Below are 19,136 nucleotides of genomic sequence, written 5' to 3'. Positions count from 1 at the left end.
CCGCGCCCACGGGCTGTGGACACGGATTTCCCCGGAGCCAGGGGACCCGGCTCCCGGAACCCGGATGCCGCGCGCGCTTCCGCGAGGTACCTTCAGCCATAGTGGATCTTGAGGGGGACGGATGCCCGGGCTGACGATCGCACTACTGGGACCGGTGGAGCTCCGCCACGCCGGAACGGAGGTGCCCCTCGGCGCGGCCATGCAACGCGGCCTCCTCGCCCTCCTGGCCCTCGACGTCGGCCGCACCGTCCCCCTCGACCACCTGTCCGCGGGCCTGTGGGGCGAACACCCGCCCGCCAGGGCCCGCGGCCTCCTGCAGACCTACGTCTCCCGGCTGCGTGCCGTCCTGCGCCCGCTCGGCTCCGACATCGTCCGCCACGGGCCCGGCTACCTGCTCGACCTGACCGCCGACCGGGTCGACCTGACCGGCTTCCGGAGCCTTCTCGCCCGGGGCCGCGGGGCCGACGCGCCCGCCGATCTCCGCGCGGCGCTCGGCCTGTGGCGCGGTGCCCCGCTGGAGGCAGTGCCTCCGACCGCCCTGGTGGAGCGGATCCGGGCCGGGCTGACCGAGGAGTGGGTCGGGGCGCGGGAGTCCCTGCTGGCCGCCGAGCTGCGGGCCGGGCGGCACCGGGAGGCGCTGGCCGAGCTGACGGAGCTGGCGGGGGAGTACCCGCTGCGCGACGAGCCCCTGCGGCTGCTGCTGGTGGGGCTGCACCGGGCGGGGCGGCAGGCCGAGGCGCTGGCGGCGTACGACGCCGGGCGGCTGCTGCGCGAGGCGGAGCTTGGCCTGGATCCGACCCCCGACCTGGTGGACCTGCACGCCAGGATCCTGCGCAACGACCCGGTACTCGTGTGCCCGTCGACCGCCTCGGCACCGGCCCGGGACGTGCCCCGCCAACTGCCCTACGATCTCGCGGACTTCACCGGCCGGGCGACCCAGCTGGACAGGTTGTGCGCGCTCGGCGGGTCCGGCGCGTCCTCCGTGGTCATCTCGGCCGTGGACGGCATGCCGGGCGTCGGCAAGACGGCGACGGTGGTGCGGGCGGCGCACGCGCTCGCCCCGCGCTTCCCCGACGGCCAGGTCTTCCTCGACCTGCACGGCTTCACGCCGGGGCGGTCCCCGGTCGACCCCGCCACCGCGCTCACGACCCTGTTGGCCGCCTTCGGGGTACCGGAGGACGCCGTGCCCCGCGACCTCGACGAGCGCGCCGCGGCCTGGCGTCAGGAGCTCGCCGGCCGTCGGGTCCTCGTCGTGCTCGACAACGCCGTCGACGCCGCCCAGGTCCGGCCGCTGATCCCCGGAGCCCCGGGCGCGCTGGTGCTGATCACCAGCCGCCGCAGCCTGCTGGGCCTGGACGGCGCGGTTCCGGTCTCCCTCGACGTGCTTCCCGACGGTGAGGCCCGGGCGCTGTTCGCCGGCGTCGTCGGCGACCGGGCCCGGTCGGCCCCGCACGCCACCGGCGAGGTGGTGGCCCTGTGCGGCCACCTGCCGCTGGCGATCCGGCTCGCTGCGGCCCGGCTGTCGGCCCGGCCGTCGTGGACCATGGCCGAACTGGCCCGCCGGCTGCGCGACCAGCACGGCCGGCTCGGCGAACTCGCCGCCGACGACCGCAGCATGACCGCGACGTTCCAGCTGTCCTACGGGCATCTCACCCCCGCGGAGCAGCGGATGTTCCGCCTGCTGGGCCTGCACCCCGGAGCCGACATCGACGGGTACGCCGCCGGAGCCCTCGCCGGCGTCGGGCACCGCGCCGCCGACGACGCCCTCGAACGGCTCGTCGACGCGCACCTGGCCCACCAGGTCACCCCGGGCCGGTACCGGCTGCACGACCTGCTCCGCGAGTACGCGCGCACGGTCGCGCACCGGGTGGACCCCGCCGCCGACCGGCACGCGGCGGTCACCCGCCTCCTCGAGCACTACGCCCACGTGGTCGACCGGGTCGACGACCACGTCCGCGGCCGCCCGGTCCGCCCCGGCGCGCCCGGGACCCCGGCCCTGGCCAGCTACGCCGACGCCCTCGCCTGGTACGAGGCCGAACGCCACACCCTGGCGACCGCCGTCGCCCACGCGGCCCGGCACGGCTGGCCGGCCCACGCGGTCCGGCTCGCCAACGGCCTGCGCAGCTGCTTCGACGTGCGCGGCCACACCGAGGCGTGGATCAGCGCCCAGCGCCACGCCCTCGCCGCCCACGCGGACCTCGACGACCGGCAGGGCCTGGGCGACACCCTCAACAGCCTGGCCACGGCGTACTGGCACGTCGGCCGCTATCCCGACGCCCTCGACCACTACCGGCACGCCCTCGACATCCGCCGCGCCCTCGGCGACCCGCGCCGGACCGGCGGCACCCTGAACAACCTGGGCCTGGTCCTGCGGGAACTCGGCTCCTACCCGGAGGCCGTCGCCCACTTCGAGCAGGCGCTGGAGCTGCACCGCGCCCACGGCCACCCGGACGTGGCCACCCCCCTGCTCAACCTCGGCACCGTGTACGGCACCTGGGGCCGCTACCCGGAGGCCCTCGACCACTTCGAGCGGAGCCTGGCGGCGTGCCGGGAGGTCGGCGACCGGCTGACCGAGGCCGGCCTGCTGAACAACATCGGCAAGGTCCACGCCCACCGGCACCGGCACGCCGAGGCGCTGGCGACCCTGCACGAGGCGCTGGACCTGCACCGCGCCCTCGGCCACCGCCTGGGCGAGAGCAACTCCCTGACCCACATCGCCGACGTGTACGGCCACCTCGGCCGGCACGCCGACGCCGTCGGGTATCTGCACCGGGCGTTAGACCTCGTTCGCGCCACCGGGAACCGCACGAAGGAGGGCACGGTGCTCAACGCGCTCGGGCGGGCCTGTCTCGCCGCCGGCCGGCCCGCCGAGGCAGCCGACGGCCACCGTCGGGCGCTGGAACTCGGGGCGGCGATCCGGCACCGAGAGACGCAGGCCCGCGCGCACGACGGCCTGGGCGACGCGCTGGCGGACGAGGACCCGGCGGCGGCCCGCGCGCACTGGGAACAGGCCCGGGCCGGGTACACGGCGTTGGGCTTCCCGGAGGCGGACACGGTGGCGACCCGGCTGGCCGCGCACGCCTGACGCCGCCGCCAGCAGCCCGCCGCAGGCCGTCAGCGGCCAGCGGCCGCCCGGCCGGACGGAGGCCCGTCGCTAGTCGGTGGACGGCGGCACGGGCTGGTGCGGTTGCAGGGTGATCTCGAACTCGGAGGTCCGGTCGCTGCGGTTCGGCAGCGCGTTGGTGACCAGGATGACCAGGCAACCGAGCCCGGCGTAGAGGGCGAGGGTGGTCAGCGGCCGGTGCAGGGAGACCGCGGGGAAGTACAGGCTGTCGCGGACGGCCTGCACCCCGGCGCCGGTGGGCAGCGCCTGGCCGAGGTGGTGCCCGAAGGCCGGCAGGAACTCGGGCGGGATGCTGGCACCGGAGATGACGGTGCCGATGGTGAAGTAGAACAGGCCGGCCAGCGCGCCCGCCGGCCCGATCAGGCTCACCGCCCCGGCCGTCGACGCGGTGATGGCCAGCGAGACGAGCGTGAACTCCCAGAACAGCGCCATGTGGTTCGCGCCGGCCCCGACCCCGAACCAGCTCATCGACCACAGCACGATGGCCGCGGAGCCCAGGGCGTACACGATCAGGGTGGTCATGTGGGCCAGACCGCGCCGCGCCTGCCGCCGGGCCCTGGGGATGAGCTGCCCGAGTCCGGTGGAGGCGATCGTCCCGCCGAGCGCGAGCGCCTGGACCAGGAACCCGATCGAGGAGCCGTTGCGGTCGTCGGCGGGCAGGGGCACGACGTCGGTGACCGCCGGCGGCGCCGTGAGGGCCCGGACAGCGGTCAGCGGCACCTCGGTGGCCTGCCCGGCCAGCTGGTCGAGCTTCTGGGCGGTCTGCTGCTGCATCACCGTGGTGTACGTGCCGCGCAGGACGGCGGCGGCCGACGGGCCCGCGGCGGTCGCGATGTACAGGTGCGGCTCGGCGGCGGTCAGGTCCACGCCGCCGTAGATGTCGCGGTGTCTGATGGCCGCCGTCATCGCGTCCACCGACGGGTACGTCCGGACGGTGAACGCGCCGTCGGCCTCCAGCGTCGAGGTGACCTTCGGCAGCTGGGCGGCCGTGGCCATCACCCCGACCGGCAGGTCGTGCGGCTTCGGGGCGTGGCCCATGCCGAGGTAGTAGGCCGTGAGCGCGAGCTGGACCGCGACCCCCACCACGGAGACGGTGAGGGCGAAGCGCCAGAACTGCCGTCCCGAGGTGATGCGCTGGGCGTCGTCGACCGGTGGACTGAGCACGGTTGCCCCCTCTCCGCCCGACCGTATCGCACCCGGGCGGGGCGCGACCGGCGTTCGGCGGAGTCGGCTCCACCGGGCGGCTGAGGGTTGCCCGGTGGGGTGCGGGGATGCGTATAGTCGTCACTGTCTAATGTAGACGAACGTCTCTTCCCAAGGAGTGCGTCCATGTCGCGACCTCTGCGTTCGGCGGCCCTCGCCGCAGCCCTCGCCGTCACGGCCACCGGCCTCACCGCCGCCGTCTCGACCCCGGCACAGGCCAGGCCCGTCTGCAGCTCCTACTACGCCATCTTCGACTTCACCACCCAGCTGTTCGCAGACGGCTACTACGACTGCCCCGACGGTTCGGGCGGCGACGCCTGGGTCCGGTTGGAGAGGCAGAACGCCGCCACCGGAGCCTGGACCGTGGTGGCCCAGGGGAACGGCCAGGCGCTCTACAACTGCGCCGGCACCACCCCGACCGCCTACCGCGCCTGGAACGGCGCGTCGTTCGAGCAGTTCCGCGGCACGTACGCCTGCGGCTGACCCCACTCCCGGTCCGGGCCGCGACGCGGCGAAGCGGACCCCCGAACGGGACGGGGCCGGACACCACCCGGTGGCCGGCCCCGCGTGCGACTAGTTCCAGTTGTTCGCCGGCTGGTCGTTGATCGCCGTCCAGAACCGGGTGCCGGCCGGCAGCGTCCCGGCCCCCCAGAAGGCCCAGCCGCCGCCGAACTCCAGGTTCGCGCCGTACCGGCCGTCGTGGAACTCGGCCATCCGCCAGCCGGCCCCGAAGTTCGCCGCGCACACCGCGTCCGCGGTCGCCCGGCTGGTCAGGTCGCCACCGGACACCGCCGGGCTCAGCCGCACCGGGCCGCGGGCCCAGCCGGCGTAGAAGCTCGGCGTGATGCCCGCCGGCACCGGGGTGTTGTCGACCAACAGGCACAGCACGGGCAACGCCGCGCTCGCCGGGGTGTCGCCGGAGTACGGGTTGGTCGTGCCGTCCGCGCCGACCCGGACCGCGCCGGCGCGCTGTTCGAGCACGGTCCACGTCATGCCTGCGTGGGTGGCGGCGGCCCGCGTGTACAGCAGCCGGTTCGTGGAGCCGGAGCCCGGGTTGCCGACCACGTTGGGCGTGGCGTTGTTCTGCAGGAACGACTTCACCTGGCCGGGCGAGGCCGTCGGGTGGCTCTGCAGGTACAGCGCCGCGGCCCCGGCGACCATCGGCGAGGAGAACGAGGTGCCGTCCCACGACGAGTACGACGTGTCGCCGAGCTGGTTGCCCGACAGCACGGCCTGGCCGGGGGCGAACAGGTCGACCTTGCCGTAGTTGCTGAAGTACGCGCGCTGGTCGCCGGAGTTGGTCGCGCCGACCGTGATGGCCTCCGCGGCCCGCGCCGGGGTGTAGTTCTTCGCCTTGTCGTTGTTGTTGCCGGCCGACACGACGACGGTCACCCCGGCCTGGGTCGCGCGCCGGACGGCCTTGTCCTCCGGGGTGCGCCAGTTGAACCAGCGGCGCAGGAAGCCGACCTTGCCGCCGAAGCTGCCGTTGGCCACCGCCGGGTTGACGTGGTTGCGGGCCACCCAGTCGAAGGCCGACACGATCTTCGAGCGGCTGGTGCCGCCGGAGCAGCCGAAGATGCGCACCGAGATCAGGGTCGCGGCGGGGGCGACGCCGACCGTGCGGCCGGCCGCCATGCCACTGGTCGCCGTGCCGTGGCCCATGCAGTCCACGCCGTTGCCGCCGACCAGGTCGACGCCGCTGCGGGCCCGGCCGGCGATCTCCGTGTGGGTGTAGCGGAAGCCGCTGTCCAGCACGTAGATGTTGACCCCGGCGCCGGTGCCGGTGGGCGCGTACTGGGTGTCCAGCGGCAGGGCGCGCTGGTCCACCCGGTCGAGGTGCCACGGGACGACGTTCCCGTCGACCGTCGTGTCCTGCTCGACGGTCTCCACCCAGCTGTGCGCGCTCATCGCCTGGGCCTGCGCCTCGGTGCCGGCGAAGGAGAACCCGAGCACCGACGTCTGGACGTCGAGGACCTTGCCGCCGTACGCGGCCACCAGCGCGTCGGCACGGGCGGCCACGTCGGTCTCCGCGGTCGTGTCGGGGAACATCACCTGGTACTGCCCGGCGATCGGGTTCTCCTCGGCGTCGGCCGCGATGAACTTGGGCAGCGCCGGGACCGCCGGCATCGTGCCCGCCGAGTTCCAGGCGTTGGCCGGCTGGTCGCTGATCGCCGTCCACAGCCGGGTGCCCGGGGCGAGGCTGCCGGCGGCCCAGAAGCTCCAGCCGCCCGGCTGGTCGAGGTTCGGCCCGTACCGGCCGTCGTGGAACTCGGCGAGCCGCCACCCGGCGCCGAACGTGTCGGCGCAGATCTCGTCGGCCTGCGCCTGCGAGGTCAGCACGCTGGCCGCGATGGCCGGGGTCGCGCGGACGGCGCCCCGGGCCCAGCCGTTGCTGAAGTCGAACGTGATCCCGGCCGGCGCGGACCGGCCGTCCACCAGGAGACACAGGATCGACCGGTACTGGTCGACCGTCGTGTCCCCGGCGTACGCGTTGGTCTGGCCGTCGGCTCCGACGTGCACCGACCCGTCCTGCTCGCCGAGCACGGTCCACGTCATGCCCGTGCGGATCCCGGTCGCCGCCGCGGCCGGGGCCGTCCCGACGGTCGTGGCCGCCGCCGCGGCCAAGGTCAGACAGGCCGACGCGATAGCGCCGAGCCTGATCCTTCTCCCGATCATGGGTGCTCTCCCTGTCCCGTGCCCTCCGCACCGCGCGGACGGCTGCGCACCGAGTCAAGCGAGACGGATCGACCGGCCACAATGGGTGGTCGGGAATGTGGGTAGTCGCCCATGGGTCGTGGGGGAGGATCCCGGGCGAATGGGGACCGGGCTATCTATCCCCGGCACCTGGCGGCGTGCCATGCTCGGCGGCGTGACCAGTACCGAACCGGACGTGCTCGGGCTCGCCGCCGGTTGGTGGGCCCGCGGCCTGTCCCTGACCGAACGCCGGGCCGCGCGGCCGGCGGCACCGGCCGGGGCGGGAGGGCCTGACACGTCGGCCGGGGCTGGCAGGCCCGAGACACCGGCCGGGACCGGCACGCCGGTGGATCCGGCCCTGCGGCGGGCCGAGCGCCGGCTGGCCGCGTGGCGCACAGCGTGCGACGGGTACCTCGACCTCCGGCTCGCCGTCGCCGGCCTGGACGAGCCCCGCCTGCTCGCCCTGCTCGCGCAGCCCCCCGAGGACGTGGCCGCCGCCGGCGGGGAGCCGCCCTGGGCGCGCTACGTCGCCGAGGCCCTCGGCGGCCCGACGGCGACGACGCAGGCCGGGTTCGCCCGGATCCTCGCGCCCCTCGTGCACCGCGCCAGCGCCGACCTGCCGGAGGTGCCGCGGGCCCTCGCGGACTGCTTCGCCCGGCACCTGTCCGGCGACCTGACCCGGCTGGCCCGGCGCACCCTGGTGCTGGAGCTCAACGTCCTGCGGCTCACCGGGAAACTGGCGGGGGAGACCCCGCAGGAGCGTTTCGCCGACTTCGTCGGACGACTGTCCACCCCGGATCATCTGGGTACCCTGCTCGCCGAGTGGCCGGTGCTGGCCCGGATCCTGGCCGGCGCCTGCGACGCGGCCGTCGCCGCGTGGTCGGAGCTCGCGGCCCGGCTCGCCGCCGATCGGGGCCGGATCGTCGCGGACCTGCTCGGCGGTGTCGACCCGGGCCCGCTGGTCGACGTGGACATGGCGGCCGGGGACAGCCACCGGCGCGGCCGCAGGGTGGCGGTGCTGCGGTTCGCCGACGGCGCCCGGGTGGTCTACAAGCCCCGGCCGCTCGCCGCGCACGCGCACTTCAACGACGTGCTGGCCTGGACGAACGCCGCGCTGCCCGGCCTGGACCTGCGGACGCTGGCCGTCGCGGACCGCGGGCCCTACGGCTGGATGGAGTTCGCCGTCGCAGGGCCGTGCGCCGACCTGCGCCAGGTCGACGCCTTCTACCGCCGGCTCGGCGCGCTCCTCGCCCTGCTCCACGCCCTGGACGGCACCGACATCCACTACGAGAACCTGCTGGCCTGCGCGGACCAGCCGGTCGTCGTGGACGTCGAGACCCTGTTCCACCCGGCGATGCCCGCCGACGCCGACGACCCGGCAGCCCGGGCACTGGAGTCCTCGGTGTACCGGATCGCCCTGCTCCCGCACCTGCTGATCGGCGACCACGGCGCCCTGGACATCTCCGGCGTGGGCGGCGACAAGGGCGCGGCGTCCCCGAACGGCCTCGACGTGTGGGCCGACCCGGGCACCGACGAGATGCGGCTGACCCGGGAACCGGCCGTGTTCCCCGGCGCGGACAACCGGCCCCGGCTCGACGGCGCGGACGTCGAGCCGGAGTCCTTCGGGGAGAGCATCCTGGCCGGGTTCCGCGAGGCGTACCAGGTGATCAGCGAGCGGCGCGCCGAGCTGACCCGGCTGGTGGGGCGGTTCGGCGCCGACGAGATGCGGGTGGTGCTGCGGGCCACCCGGCGGTACACGACCCTGCTCGACGAGTCCACCCACCCCGACCTGCTGCGCGACGCCCTCGACCGGGACCGGTTCCTCGACGCGCTGTGGCCGGACTCCGCCGACGACCCGGTGCGCTGGTCGGCCGTGCGGCACGAGCTGGCCGACCTGTGGGCCGGGGACGTCCCGTACTTCACCCACCGGCCGGCGGGCCGACAGCTGCTGGCCGGCGACGGCACCCCGGTCGCGGACCTGGCCGAGTCCGGACTGGAGCGGGTCGCCGGCAAGTTGGCCGCGATGCGGGGCGTGGACCAGTACGACCAGGAGTGGGTGATCCAGGCGTCGCTGGCGGTGCGCACCCCGATGCCCGAGCACCGGCCGGGCCCCCCGCGACCCGCGCCGGCCCCCCGCACGCCGGTCGGGTCCGAACGGCTGCTCGCCGCGGCGTGCGGGATCGGCGACCAGCTGCTGGCCATGGCGCACACCGACGGGCACCGGGTGAACTGGCTGGGCATGGAGGCCGTCGACGCCGACCGCTGGGGCATTCTCCCGCAACGTGCCGGCCTGGTCAGCGGGCACTCCGGCACCGCGCTGTTCCTGGCCCACCTGTCGGAACTCACCGGCATCGCCCGGTACGCGGAACTGGCCAGCCAGGCGGTGCGGCCCGTGCCCGGGCTGCTGGCCGGCCTGGCGGCGCACCCGGAGTACCTGGCGCTGTCCGGCAGCGGACTGCACGGCCCGGCCGGCCTGGCCTACGCGCTGACCCACCTCGCGGCATTGTGGAACGACCGGGAGATCGCCGGCTGGGTCGAACGCGCGGTCGCCCTCTGCGACCCGGCGCTCGTCGGAGCCCCCGGGCCGGGCCTGCTCACCGGGGCGGCCGGCAACCTGGCGGCGCTGGTGGCCGTGCACGAGGCCACCGGGCTCGACCACGCCCGGAAGCTGGCCACGTCCTGGGCACCGCACCTGCGCGACCGGCTTCCGGCGACCGGCGGGATGGCGTTCGGCGCTGCGGGGGTCGGCTGGGCGCTGGCCCGACACGGCGAACGGCCCGAGGCCGCGAGCCTCCTGCTGAGGGCCGGACGACCGGAGCCCGCCGCCGACGGGAACGGCACGGCCGGCGAGCGGGACACGAGCCGCACGGCGGAGGCGGCCGGCACGCCGGGGACCTGGTGCGACGGTACCCCCGGAATCGCTCTCGCCCTTGTGGACCTCGGCCTGCGCGCCCCCCTCGTCGAGGACGCGATCGTCGACGCCGCCCGCCCGGTGGCGTTCCCCGACGACTGCCTCTGCCACGGTGACACGGGCCGGCTGGAACTGCTGCTCGTGGCCGCGACAGCCGGCCACCCGGTCGCCGTCGACGCGCTGCCCCGGCGCGCGGGGGCCTTCCTGGCCGGTCTCGACCGGCACGGCCCGCGCTGCTCCACCCCCGGCGCGGTGCCCAGCCCCGGACTGTTCGGCGGACTCGCCGGCATCGGCTATGGTCTGCTGCGCCTCGCGTTCCCCGCCCGCGTGCCGTCGGTGCCGCTCCTGAGGACGCCGACCTCGCCATCACCGCACCGAAAGGACACCGGATGACCAATGAGGAACTGGCCCGACTGTGGAAGGACCCGGAGGCCAGGGAGGGCACGACCATCGATCATCCCTCGGGCCTGATCGGCTCGGGCCGCGCGACCCTGCGACGGATGACCGGCCTGGCGGGCCTGCTGCTCGCCGCGGCGGCGGTGGTCGCCGCGGAGGACACGATCACGGAGACCAGCATCACCTGCGTCCACACCCTCGGCAACTTCTGACCCGGGTGGGCCCGGCGGACGGTTGGGCCCACGACGGTGCCCGGGACGGTAGCCTCGCCCTGTGCAGATCACATCGCCCGTCGTCATCGGCCGCGGTGCTGAGCTGGCGCTCCTCGACCGGGGGCTGGCGGCGGCCCGCGACCGGCGCGGCGGCACCCTGTTCCTGATCGGCGAGGCCGGGATCGGCAAGTCCCGGCTGGCGGCCGAGTGCGCGGCCCGGGCCGGCGCCGCCGGGATGCCGGTGCTGCGCGGTCGCAGCGGCACCAGCGGGCTGGCGATGCCGTTCCGGCCGGTCACCGAGGCGCTGCTGTCCTACTTCCGGCTGCTCGGGCCGCCCCGGGACCCGGAGCTCGCGCCGTACCGGCCGGTGCTCGCCCGACTCGTGCCCGACTGGCGCGACGGCACCGTGGCCGACGGCCCGGTGACCCTGATCGAGGTGGCCGAGGCGGTGCTGCGCCTCCTCGCCGTCGCCGGGCGGGACACCGGATGCCTGCTCGTCATCGAGGACCTGCACGACGCCGACGCCGAGACCCTCGCGGTCCTGGACTACCTGGTGGACAATGTCGCCGGACTGCCGGTGCTGATCCTGGCCACCCTGCGCCCCGACCCGGTCCGGGCCGCGGACCTCGCCCGGGACGCCGCCCGCCGCCGGTCCGCCGTCCTGTCCGAGCTGAGCGGGTTCACCCCGGAACAGGTGCGCCAGATGGCCGCCGCCTGCCTCGGCGTGGACCGCGGCGCGCTGCCGGGGACGGTGGGCGACCATCTGGTCCAGCACGGCGACGGCAGCCCGTTCGTCGTCGAGGAGATCCTCCGCGGCATGGTCGCGGCGAACGTGCTGCGTACCGGCCCCGCCGGCTGGCGGGTCTTCGGCGACCTCGACATCGAGGTGCCGGTCACGGTGGTGCGCAGCGTCGCCCGGCGCGCCCACCGGCTCGGCGCCCAGGGCGGCGAACTCCTGCAGGTCGCCGCCGTACTGGGCCGCCGGTTCGACCTGGCCGAGCTGCGCACCGTCACCGGGCTCGACGACCGCAGCCTCATCGCGCACCTGCGGGCCGCCATCGACGGGCACCTGGTCACCCCGAGCGGCTCGGTGGCCGACTCCTACGAGTTCCGCCACGCCCTGATCGCCGACGCGCTCCTCGCCTCGCTGACCCCGACCGAGCGCGCGGCGATCGCCCGGCGGGCCGCCGACGCGGTGGAGCGCGCCCACCCGGGCCTGCCCGGCGACTGGGGACAGCGGGTCGCGACACTGCGCCTGGCGAGCGGCGACCTGGCGGGGGCCGGGCTGCTGTTCGCCAGGGCCGGCGACGCCGCCCTCGCCGCCGGCGGCCTCACGTCGGCCGTCGGCCTGCTGGAACGGGCCAGGGAACTCCTCACCGGACGGCCGGAACTCACCGACGTCCTGGAGTCGCTGCCGCACGCGCTCGCCGAGGCCGGGCAGCTCGACCGCGCCCTGGCGCTCATCGACCAGCTGCCGGTCACCGGCGGGCTCAGCCACGCCCGCGCCGCGGCCCTGCACACCCGGATGGCCTGGTGGGCTGCGTCCGCCGGCCGGGTGGCCGACGGGGTGGCCCAGGTGGCCCTCGCCCGTACCCTGCTCGGCCGGGCTGGGGGAGCCGAACAGACCGCGGCGCTCGACGTCGTCGAGGGCGAGCTGACCCTCAACGGGCACATGGGGGCCACGGGGCCCGACCGGCTGGTCCGCGCCGAGGAGCTGGCGACCCGGGCCGTCGGGGCCGCGGAGGCCGCCGGCCAGCACGTGGTCGCCTGCCAGTCCTGGCAGCTGCTGTCCAAAGTGGCCCGCCTGCGGGGTACCGGCGAGGCCGACGCGTGCCTGGAACGCGTGCTGGACATCGCCGAGACGCACGGGCTGCCGGTCTGGCACATCCACGCCCTGACCCTGCTCGGCGGCAACGAGTTCCTGCGCACCGGCCACTCCCACCAGCTCGAACGCGCGCTGAAGGCCGCCCGCGGGATCGGCGAGATCTCCCTGCTGCACACGGTCGAGGTGTCCCTGGCCAGGATCTGGGCTCTGCGCGGCGACCACGCCGACGCGCGGGAGGTGGCCGAGCGCTGCCTGGCGTCGAGTACCCGGCTGCGGCACGTGGACAACCAGCGGATGGCGCTGCTGACCCTGGCCGTGGTGGCCGCACACCAGGGACAACGGCGGGAGATGGACCGGGCGCTCGCCGAGTTCGGCCGGCGCGGCGGGACGGGGTCGATGCACGTGCCCGTCGTGTTCGGGCATTGTCGGGCCTTCTGCGCGCTGCTCGAGGAGGACCGGGACCGGGCCGTCGCCGAACTCGGCGAGTCCCTGGCCTGGTCGCGGACCAACCTCAACATCTTCCCCCTCGACGGCCGTTTCGGCCTGCGCCCCTTCCTCCGGGTACTGGCCGGCCACGCCCCGGCGGAGGAGGACCCGGCAGGCCAGCTGCGGTGGAACCGGCAGTTCGTGCTGTTCGCCCAGGCGGTGTCGCTGGGCAGGGCCGGCCGGGCCGCCGAGGCGACGGCGGCGATGACGGCGGCGCGGGAGGCGGCCCGCCCCTTCCCGGTCGCCCACCACCTGGGCCTGCGGCTCGTGGCCGAGGACGCCGTCGCGCACGGCTGGGGCGACCCGGAGGGGTGGCTGCGGGCGGCGGAGCAGTACTTCCACCCCACCGCCCCGGCGGTCGCGGCGGCCTGCCGCGGGCTGCTGCGCCGGGCGGGGGCCAACGTGGGCCAGCGCCGCTCCGGCACCGGCAAGGTGCCCGCCGTGCTCCGCGACGGCGGCGTCACGGTCCGCGAGTACGAGGTGTTCCGGCTGCTCGGCTCGGCCCCGGCCAACCGGGAGATCGCCGAGCGGCTGTTCATCTCGCCCCGCACGGCGGAGAAGCACGTGGCCAGCCTGATCGCCAAGACGGGCCAACCGAACCGGGCGGCCCTGTGCGACTACGCCGCGCACCTGCAGCCACCGCCGGCGGGCTAGGGCGGGTCTCCCCGCCCCAGCCGTCGAGCCTAGCCGCGGGTCCAGCGCTGGATCGGCTGGCCGGTGCAGGTGGCGAGGACCACGAGGGTGCCGTTGCCGGTCGCGCCGCCGGACGGGGACAGGCACAGCCCCGACTGGGTGCCGCGGATCGCGCCGTCGGCTCCGAAGACCCACTGCTGGTTGGTGCCGCCGTGGCAGTCCCACAGGATCACGGCGGTGCCCGGGGAGGTGCCGCCGGCGTACGCGTCGAGGCACTTGCCACCGAGGGTCAGCGCGTTGCCGGACGTGGACGTCCACGTCTGGTTGCTCGCCCCGGTGCAGTCCCCGATCGCCATCCGGGTGCCGTTGTTCGTGTTGCCGGCGGGGTCGTCCAGGCACCGGCCGGAACCGGTGTTGCGCACCACAGTGCCGGGGGTCGGGGTGGTGCCGCCCCAGCCCCGGGTCACGTGGACACCGTTGCCGACATTGCCGGCCTGGAAGTTGGCCTGGCCGGTGCACTCGCCGTACTCGTAGTTCGCCCGGGTGGTGCCGGTCAGGTTGCCGTCGGTGGACGTCGGGCCGCCGAAGACCACGTCGGTCCTGGGCAGCTGCGCGCAGTTCGTCGTGGTGCTGTAGTACTCGACGAAGCCGCTGTGCGAGCCGTTGAGGTTGCCGCTGCCGGTGGGCATCCGGTACGTGCCGATGTGGCTGGACGCGCCGGTCACCGTGTCGGTCGCGGTGCCGGTCCACGTGTCCGTGCCGGTGCGCGCGACGGTGACGGCGTAGGTGTGGCCGTAGACGGCGTCGAAGTCCGAGGCGCAGCTGACCCCGGCCCCGCCGTCGGCTCCGTTGTGGCAGTTGGGGTCGGTGGACGTCGCGCCGTTCGTGAAGCTGGAGAAGACGCCGTGCAGCCGCTCGTGGCCGTTGAGGTTCGCCCGGGGCTGCAGCCCGGTGTAACCGCCGGTGGAGTTGTTCCGGAAGTTGTACTGCTGGGCGAAGTACGTCCCGGCGGCGTGCACCGTCGCCGGGTTGACCGTGATGGGGAAGGTGATGTTCGTCAGGCCGGCGGAGGGGACGCCGGACACCGACCAGCTCACCGACACGTTGCCGCCGTAGGCGTTGATCGCCGCGGACGCGTCCGCGACCGCGGGGGACAGGGCCGTGGCGGCCACGATCAGTAGTCCCGTCCAGGTTCTGGATGTGGACATGGGGTCTCCGTAAGTTGTTGGGTGGCCCGGGAGGGCCGGGTGTGGCTTATGGGGTCTTGTCGTCAGTGGCTGACCAGGAGTGGCCGCCCGGTTCTCTTGGGTGCCCTGACTGCTGATTGAGATCTGCGATTCGGTCGCTGTTTACGGAGATGACGGCGGGGCGCTCTTCGGGCCAGAACGTGTTGGTATGGCTGGAGGAGGGGCGTGTGGGGCAGGTTCGGGCCCGGGTCTGGGTCGGCGTTGACGCCGGCAAGGGCCATCACTGGGCGGTCGCCGTCGATGAAGTCGGCGCCTCGGTATGGTCGAAGAAGATCGACAACGACGAGACGGCGATCCTGAACGCGATCGGCGAGGCCGGAGCGCTGGCTGAGCAGGCCGACTGGGCAGTTGACATCTCCGGGACGGCCTCGGCGTTGTTGCTCGCGTTGCTTGCCGCGGCCGGTCACCGGCCGGTCTATGTCCCCGGCCGGACGGTCAACCGGATGGCCGGCGGCTATCGGGGCGAAGCCAAGACCGACGCGCGTGACGCCTACGTGATCGCCGAAACCGCGCGGCTGCGCCGGGACTTCGCCCCGATCGATGTGCCGGGCGAACTCGTGACCGAGCTGGCGTTGCTCACCGCCCACCGATCCGATCTGATCGCCGACCGGGTCCGGATGATCAACCGGCTGCGTGACCTGCTCACAGGCGTGTTCCCCGCGCTGGAACGCGCATTCGACTACTCGGCCGCCAAGGGACCACTGATCCTGCTGACAGGGTTTCAGACCCCGGCGGCCCTGCGCCGACGCGGTCGCAGCCGCCTGGAAGCCTGGCTGGTCAAACGAGGTGTCCGTAGTGCCGACACCGTCGCTGACAAGGCGATGACCGCAGCCGCCGCTCAGACGGTGGCACTGCCCGGTGAGGCGGTGGCCGCCGACCTGGTCGCCGACCTCGCCAGGCAGATCCTCGCCCTGGATGAGCGCATCGGCGGCATCGACAAGCAGATCGGCGCGACGTTTCGCTGCCACCCGCAGGCCGAGATCATCGAGTCGCTGCCCGGCATGGGCCCGATCCTCGGCGCGGAATTTCTCGCGTCCGTCGGAGACCTGACCGCCTACGCCGACTCCGGCAGGCTGGCCTCGGCCGCAGGCCTCGCCCCGGTTCCCCGTGACTCCGGACGCCGGACCGGCAACCTGCACCGGCCCAAACGCTACAACCGCCGACTGCGACGACTGTTCTACCTGTCGGCCCAGACCGCGATGATGCGCCCCGGACCCTCCCGCGACTACTACCTGAAGAAACGTGCCGAAGGACAACGCCACGTCCAGGCCGTCATCGCCCTGGCCCGCCGCCGCGTCGACGTGCTGTGGGCCCTGCTGCGCGACGGAAGACTGTTCACCCCCAACGCACCCGTCACGCATACGGCTTGACTTCATCATTGAGACTCCTGTTGCGTGTGAGGGGTAGGAGAGGATCAGACGGCTGAGGTCGCGTTCAGTTCGGCCACCGAGGTCCACGGTCCCCGGTTGCCGGCTTCGGTGAGGGCTCGAAGCCGGACGTAGCGGCCGCTCTTCGCGGCGAACGTCACCGTCTTCTCGGTGGCGGTGTCCGAGAACGTCCCCGTGGCCACCGCTGTTCCCCAGCCGGTCGGGGAGTCGGAGACGTAGATCTCGTAGGAGCCGATGCGGCCGTTGGCTCCGCCGTCCTGGCGGGGGAGGACCTGCAACGAGTCGACGTTGTAGCTCGCTCCCAGGTCGATCTGGATCTCGTGCGGGAGGGTGCCGCCGGTCCATTTGGTGTGCCAGATGGTGGAGGAGTTCCCGTCGATGGCGTTGGTGGCCGCGTTGTTCGCCGACGCGGTTTCCTGGCTGTCGGCCAACAGCACCGACCAGCCGGTCCTGGGGATGGGCTGCGAGCCGGTGGGTGGGACGGTGGAGCCGGGCAGGGTGGCCCCGGTCATGGTGACGGAGAACCCTGCTGATTGTGCGCCGGCCTTGGTCCACAGGACCTTGCCGTCGAAGTACCAGCCGGTCGGCGCGCTGTCGTAGGCCGCCTTCGAGGCGTGCTTGGTCAGCGTGGTGCCGCCGAGGGTGACGCTGGTCGGTGCGCCGGCGAGGTGGGTGGTGAACTCGTAGCCACGGCTGGTGGGTTTGCCGGTGTAGGTGCCGACGGAAGCGCCGACGTCGACGGTGATGTCGCCGGTCCCGGACGTCGGGGCGGTCATGGTCACGGCCTGGGTGGCGGACGCGCCGGTCTTGTAGGCGCGGGTGATGCCGTCGTCCTCGTAGAGGGTGAAGTTCGAGGTGCCGCGCGGGTAGAGGTCGTAGGTCAACGTCGAGACGGCCTTCTCGCCGGTGTAGTTCATCTGCGGCCACATCGGCACGATCGCGCCGCCCTTGACGAACAGGGGCAGCGTGTCGAGGGGCGCGTTGTAGCCGTTGAGGGTGGTGGGGCCCTGGTAGACCTGGCCGGTCCAGTAGTCCGTCCAGGTGCCGGCGGGCAGGTAGATGCCGTCACGGGTGGTCGTGTTCGTCACCACTGGCGCGACGAGGAACGAGTCGCCGGACAGGAACTCACCGGAGGTCTGGTTGCCGCGTGCGACCGGGTCGTTGGGGTAGTCGAGGACCATGGCCCGCACGGCCGGGGTGCCGGTCGTGGTGGCGTTGGCGCTCATCGTGTACATGTAGGGCATCAGCCGCATCTTGAGTTGCAGGTATTTGCGGTTGATGCTCAGCGTCGGCTCGGCCCACCGCCACGGCTGCTTGTCGTTGTAGCCGGTCGACGGGTTGGTGGGTCCCCAGCCGGACATGGTCATCAGTGCCGGGGTGAAGGCCTTCCATTGCAGGTCGCGGGCGTAGGTGGCCGGCGAGCCCTGGAAGATGCCGTCGATGTCGCCGGAGGCGTAGTTGAGTCCGGACAGGCCTGCTCCGGCGATGGCGGGCACGTGCCAGCGCATGTTGTCCCAGTTGCCTTCGGTGTCCCCGGTCCACACCACCGCGTTGCGCTGCGTACCGGCCCAGCCGTCGACCGTCCAGACGAACCGGCGGGCGTCGGAGTTCGATTCGATCCCGTTGACCGCCTGGTTGACCCCGGTGAACGCGCTCTTGTAGCCGCCGCCGATCCAGGCGACATCCGTTTTCACCGCGCGCGATCCGGCGGCGATCTCACCCGGCATGCCGTTCAATCCGGTGGACGTCCACAGTCCGGTGTGGAATCCCTTGGCGGCCAGGCCACTCGCGGCCGTGGAGAGGTTCGTGTAGCCGCAGCCGTAGCCGTCGTTCGGGAGGAACCAGCCCGACGGCATGTTCTTGTTGCGGGCGTCCGTGGCGTACGCGACGACGTCCGGGGTCACCTGGTGGCCGACCCGGTTGTGGTCGCCCTGATACGTGGGGTTGGAGGCGTTGAAGCAGTCGGCGTTGCCGACCTCCAGGCCCCACATCGGGGCCAGGAACGGCTTGCCGGTGACGTCGGTGTACGCGTTCAGCACGCCTTTGAGGTCACCGGGACCGTTGCCGGCGAAGTAGTACGCGTCGAACCGGTTCTCGTCGTGGGTCAACGCCGAGGGCCCGGTGAACGCGTAGGAACCCGGTGCCCAGGTGTTGCGCAGCACCCCGTAGCCGTTGGTGGACATGTAGAACGGCGCCGGGGACGCGTTGTCGTTCTCGTTCCACGCATTGTCGATCTTGACGGGTACCGTCTTCCCGCGCAGCGCCCACTCGCCGAGCCGCAGCCCGGTGCCGTAGTACTGCTCGCTGGGGCCCTGGGTCAGCGACTGGGTGGTCTGCGATCCGGTCCAGTTCAGCGGGGCCGACTCCGACCACAGCAGCGTCGTGTTGTCGGCCTTGTACGTGGCGAATGTCAGCGGGGACTTGTTGATCCGCAACGACACCGAACTCGTCGTGACCCGGTAGTACGTGCCGGCGTCGGTGAACGCCGGAGCGCTGTACCCGAAACTGGTCTTGATCGTGATGTCCGTGCCGGCGGGGTCACTGTACGTCCCGGTCGGGGCAAGCTCGATCCGGAAGATGTCCGCGCGTGCGAACGTCACCCGCGCCTTCGCCGAGCTGTTCGTCGCGATGTTGTAGACGTTGCCCGCCTGGGTCAATCCGGTGACGTTCCCGGCGGTCGCCGCGCTGGCCGGGGAGATCGGGCACACGCTCAGAGCCGTGCCGATCAGGAGTCCTCCGAGGAGCAGTCGGAGTCTGCGAGGGGGAGAGGTCATACCTCATTGAGAACCGACGTGACGATAACTGTCAATGAAACCGGGGAAACGCGCACTACCGTGCATCCATCGAGCAGGGCCGATGCGTATTCCTGCGCGCGGCTGCGCGATCGTCCGAATCCGGCCGTACACACCCCTGGTCGCGATGTGTGAATGATCGATACTGATCGTTTGGGTTGACCGGGGTGCCGGGGAGGGCTAGAAAGCAACGCAGCGTCACCGTCCTCCACATCGGTGACCGTC

General features: G+C 73.4%; 10 protein-coding genes. 6 read left to right on the top strand and 4 right to left on the bottom strand.

Translation table 11 applies throughout. The features are described from left to right. The first annotated feature begins 121 nt into the window (after window positions 1-121). A complete protein-coding gene (locus tag IW245_RS41665) occupies window positions 122-3,085 on the top strand; it encodes an AfsR/SARP family transcriptional regulator (RefSeq protein WP_197003926.1) in 2,964 nt (987 codons plus the stop codon). Between the two features lie 69 nt (window positions 3,086-3,154). On the opposite strand, the gene IW245_RS15730 is transcribed toward IW245_RS41665, so the two are convergent. Next, window positions 3,155-4,288: an ABC transporter permease gene (locus IW245_RS15730; RefSeq protein WP_231398817.1), complete on the bottom strand. Its 1,134-nt coding sequence runs from the start codon at window positions 4,286-4,288 to the stop codon at window positions 3,155-3,157. A gap of 165 nt (window positions 4,289-4,453) precedes the next feature. On the opposite strand from IW245_RS15730, the gene IW245_RS15725 reads away from it, so the two are divergent. Further along, window positions 4,454-4,810, top strand: coding sequence for a hypothetical protein (locus IW245_RS15725; RefSeq protein ID WP_197003925.1), 357 nt, complete (start codon window positions 4,454-4,456; stop codon window positions 4,808-4,810). Between the two features lie 90 nt (window positions 4,811-4,900). On the opposite strand, the gene IW245_RS15720 is transcribed toward IW245_RS15725, so the two are convergent. Next, window positions 4,901-7,003, bottom strand: a complete 2,103-nt coding sequence (locus tag IW245_RS15720) for a S8 family peptidase (protein ID WP_197003924.1) — start codon at window positions 7,001-7,003, stop codon at window positions 4,901-4,903. A 193-nt stretch (window positions 7,004-7,196) separates the two neighbouring features. On the opposite strand from IW245_RS15720, the gene IW245_RS15715 reads away from it, so the two are divergent. From IW245_RS15715 to IW245_RS42220, 3 genes are all read left to right on the top strand, one after another. Continuing rightward, a complete protein-coding gene (locus IW245_RS15715; protein WP_197003923.1) occupies window positions 7,197-10,325 on the top strand; it encodes a type 2 lanthipeptide synthetase LanM family protein in 3,129 nt (1,042 codons plus the stop codon). Beyond that, the gene (locus tag IW245_RS15710; protein ID WP_197003922.1) at window positions 10,322-10,540 is read left to right on the top strand and encodes a hypothetical protein; all 219 of its coding nucleotides are present in this window, start codon (window positions 10,322-10,324) and stop codon (window positions 10,538-10,540) included. The genes IW245_RS15715 and IW245_RS15710 overlap by 4 nt, the downstream gene beginning before the upstream one ends. A gap of 61 nt (window positions 10,541-10,601) precedes the next feature. Beyond that, window positions 10,602-13,505: a helix-turn-helix transcriptional regulator gene (locus IW245_RS42220; protein ID WP_197003921.1), complete on the top strand. Its 2,904-nt coding sequence runs from the start codon at window positions 10,602-10,604 to the stop codon at window positions 13,503-13,505. Between the two features lie 29 nt (window positions 13,506-13,534). Here IW245_RS42220 and IW245_RS15700 read toward each other — a convergent pair whose 3' ends face one another. Further along, complete coding sequence (locus tag IW245_RS15700) at window positions 13,535-14,692, bottom strand: RICIN domain-containing protein (protein WP_197003920.1); 1,158 nt, start codon at window positions 14,690-14,692, stop codon at window positions 13,535-13,537. Window positions 14,693-14,898: 206 nt separating this feature from the next. Between IW245_RS15700 and IW245_RS15695 the strand changes: the two genes are divergently transcribed. Next, complete coding sequence (locus IW245_RS15695) at window positions 14,899-16,101, top strand: IS110 family RNA-guided transposase (protein ID WP_197008524.1); 1,203 nt, start codon at window positions 14,899-14,901, stop codon at window positions 16,099-16,101. A 44-nt stretch (window positions 16,102-16,145) separates the two neighbouring features. On the opposite strand, the gene IW245_RS15690 is transcribed toward IW245_RS15695, so the two are convergent. After that, window positions 16,146-18,893: a TIM-barrel domain-containing protein gene (locus IW245_RS15690; protein ID WP_197003919.1), complete on the bottom strand. Its 2,748-nt coding sequence runs from the start codon at window positions 18,891-18,893 to the stop codon at window positions 16,146-16,148. Window positions 18,894-19,136: the final 243 nt, after the last annotated feature.

The sequence above is a fragment of the Longispora fulva genome (assembly GCF_015751905.1).
Classification (GTDB): Bacteria; Actinomycetota; Actinomycetes; order Mycobacteriales; family Micromonosporaceae; genus Longispora; species Longispora fulva.
The sequence above is the reverse complement of the archived record's forward strand: the minus strand, read 5'-3'. Positions and strand labels throughout refer to the sequence as shown.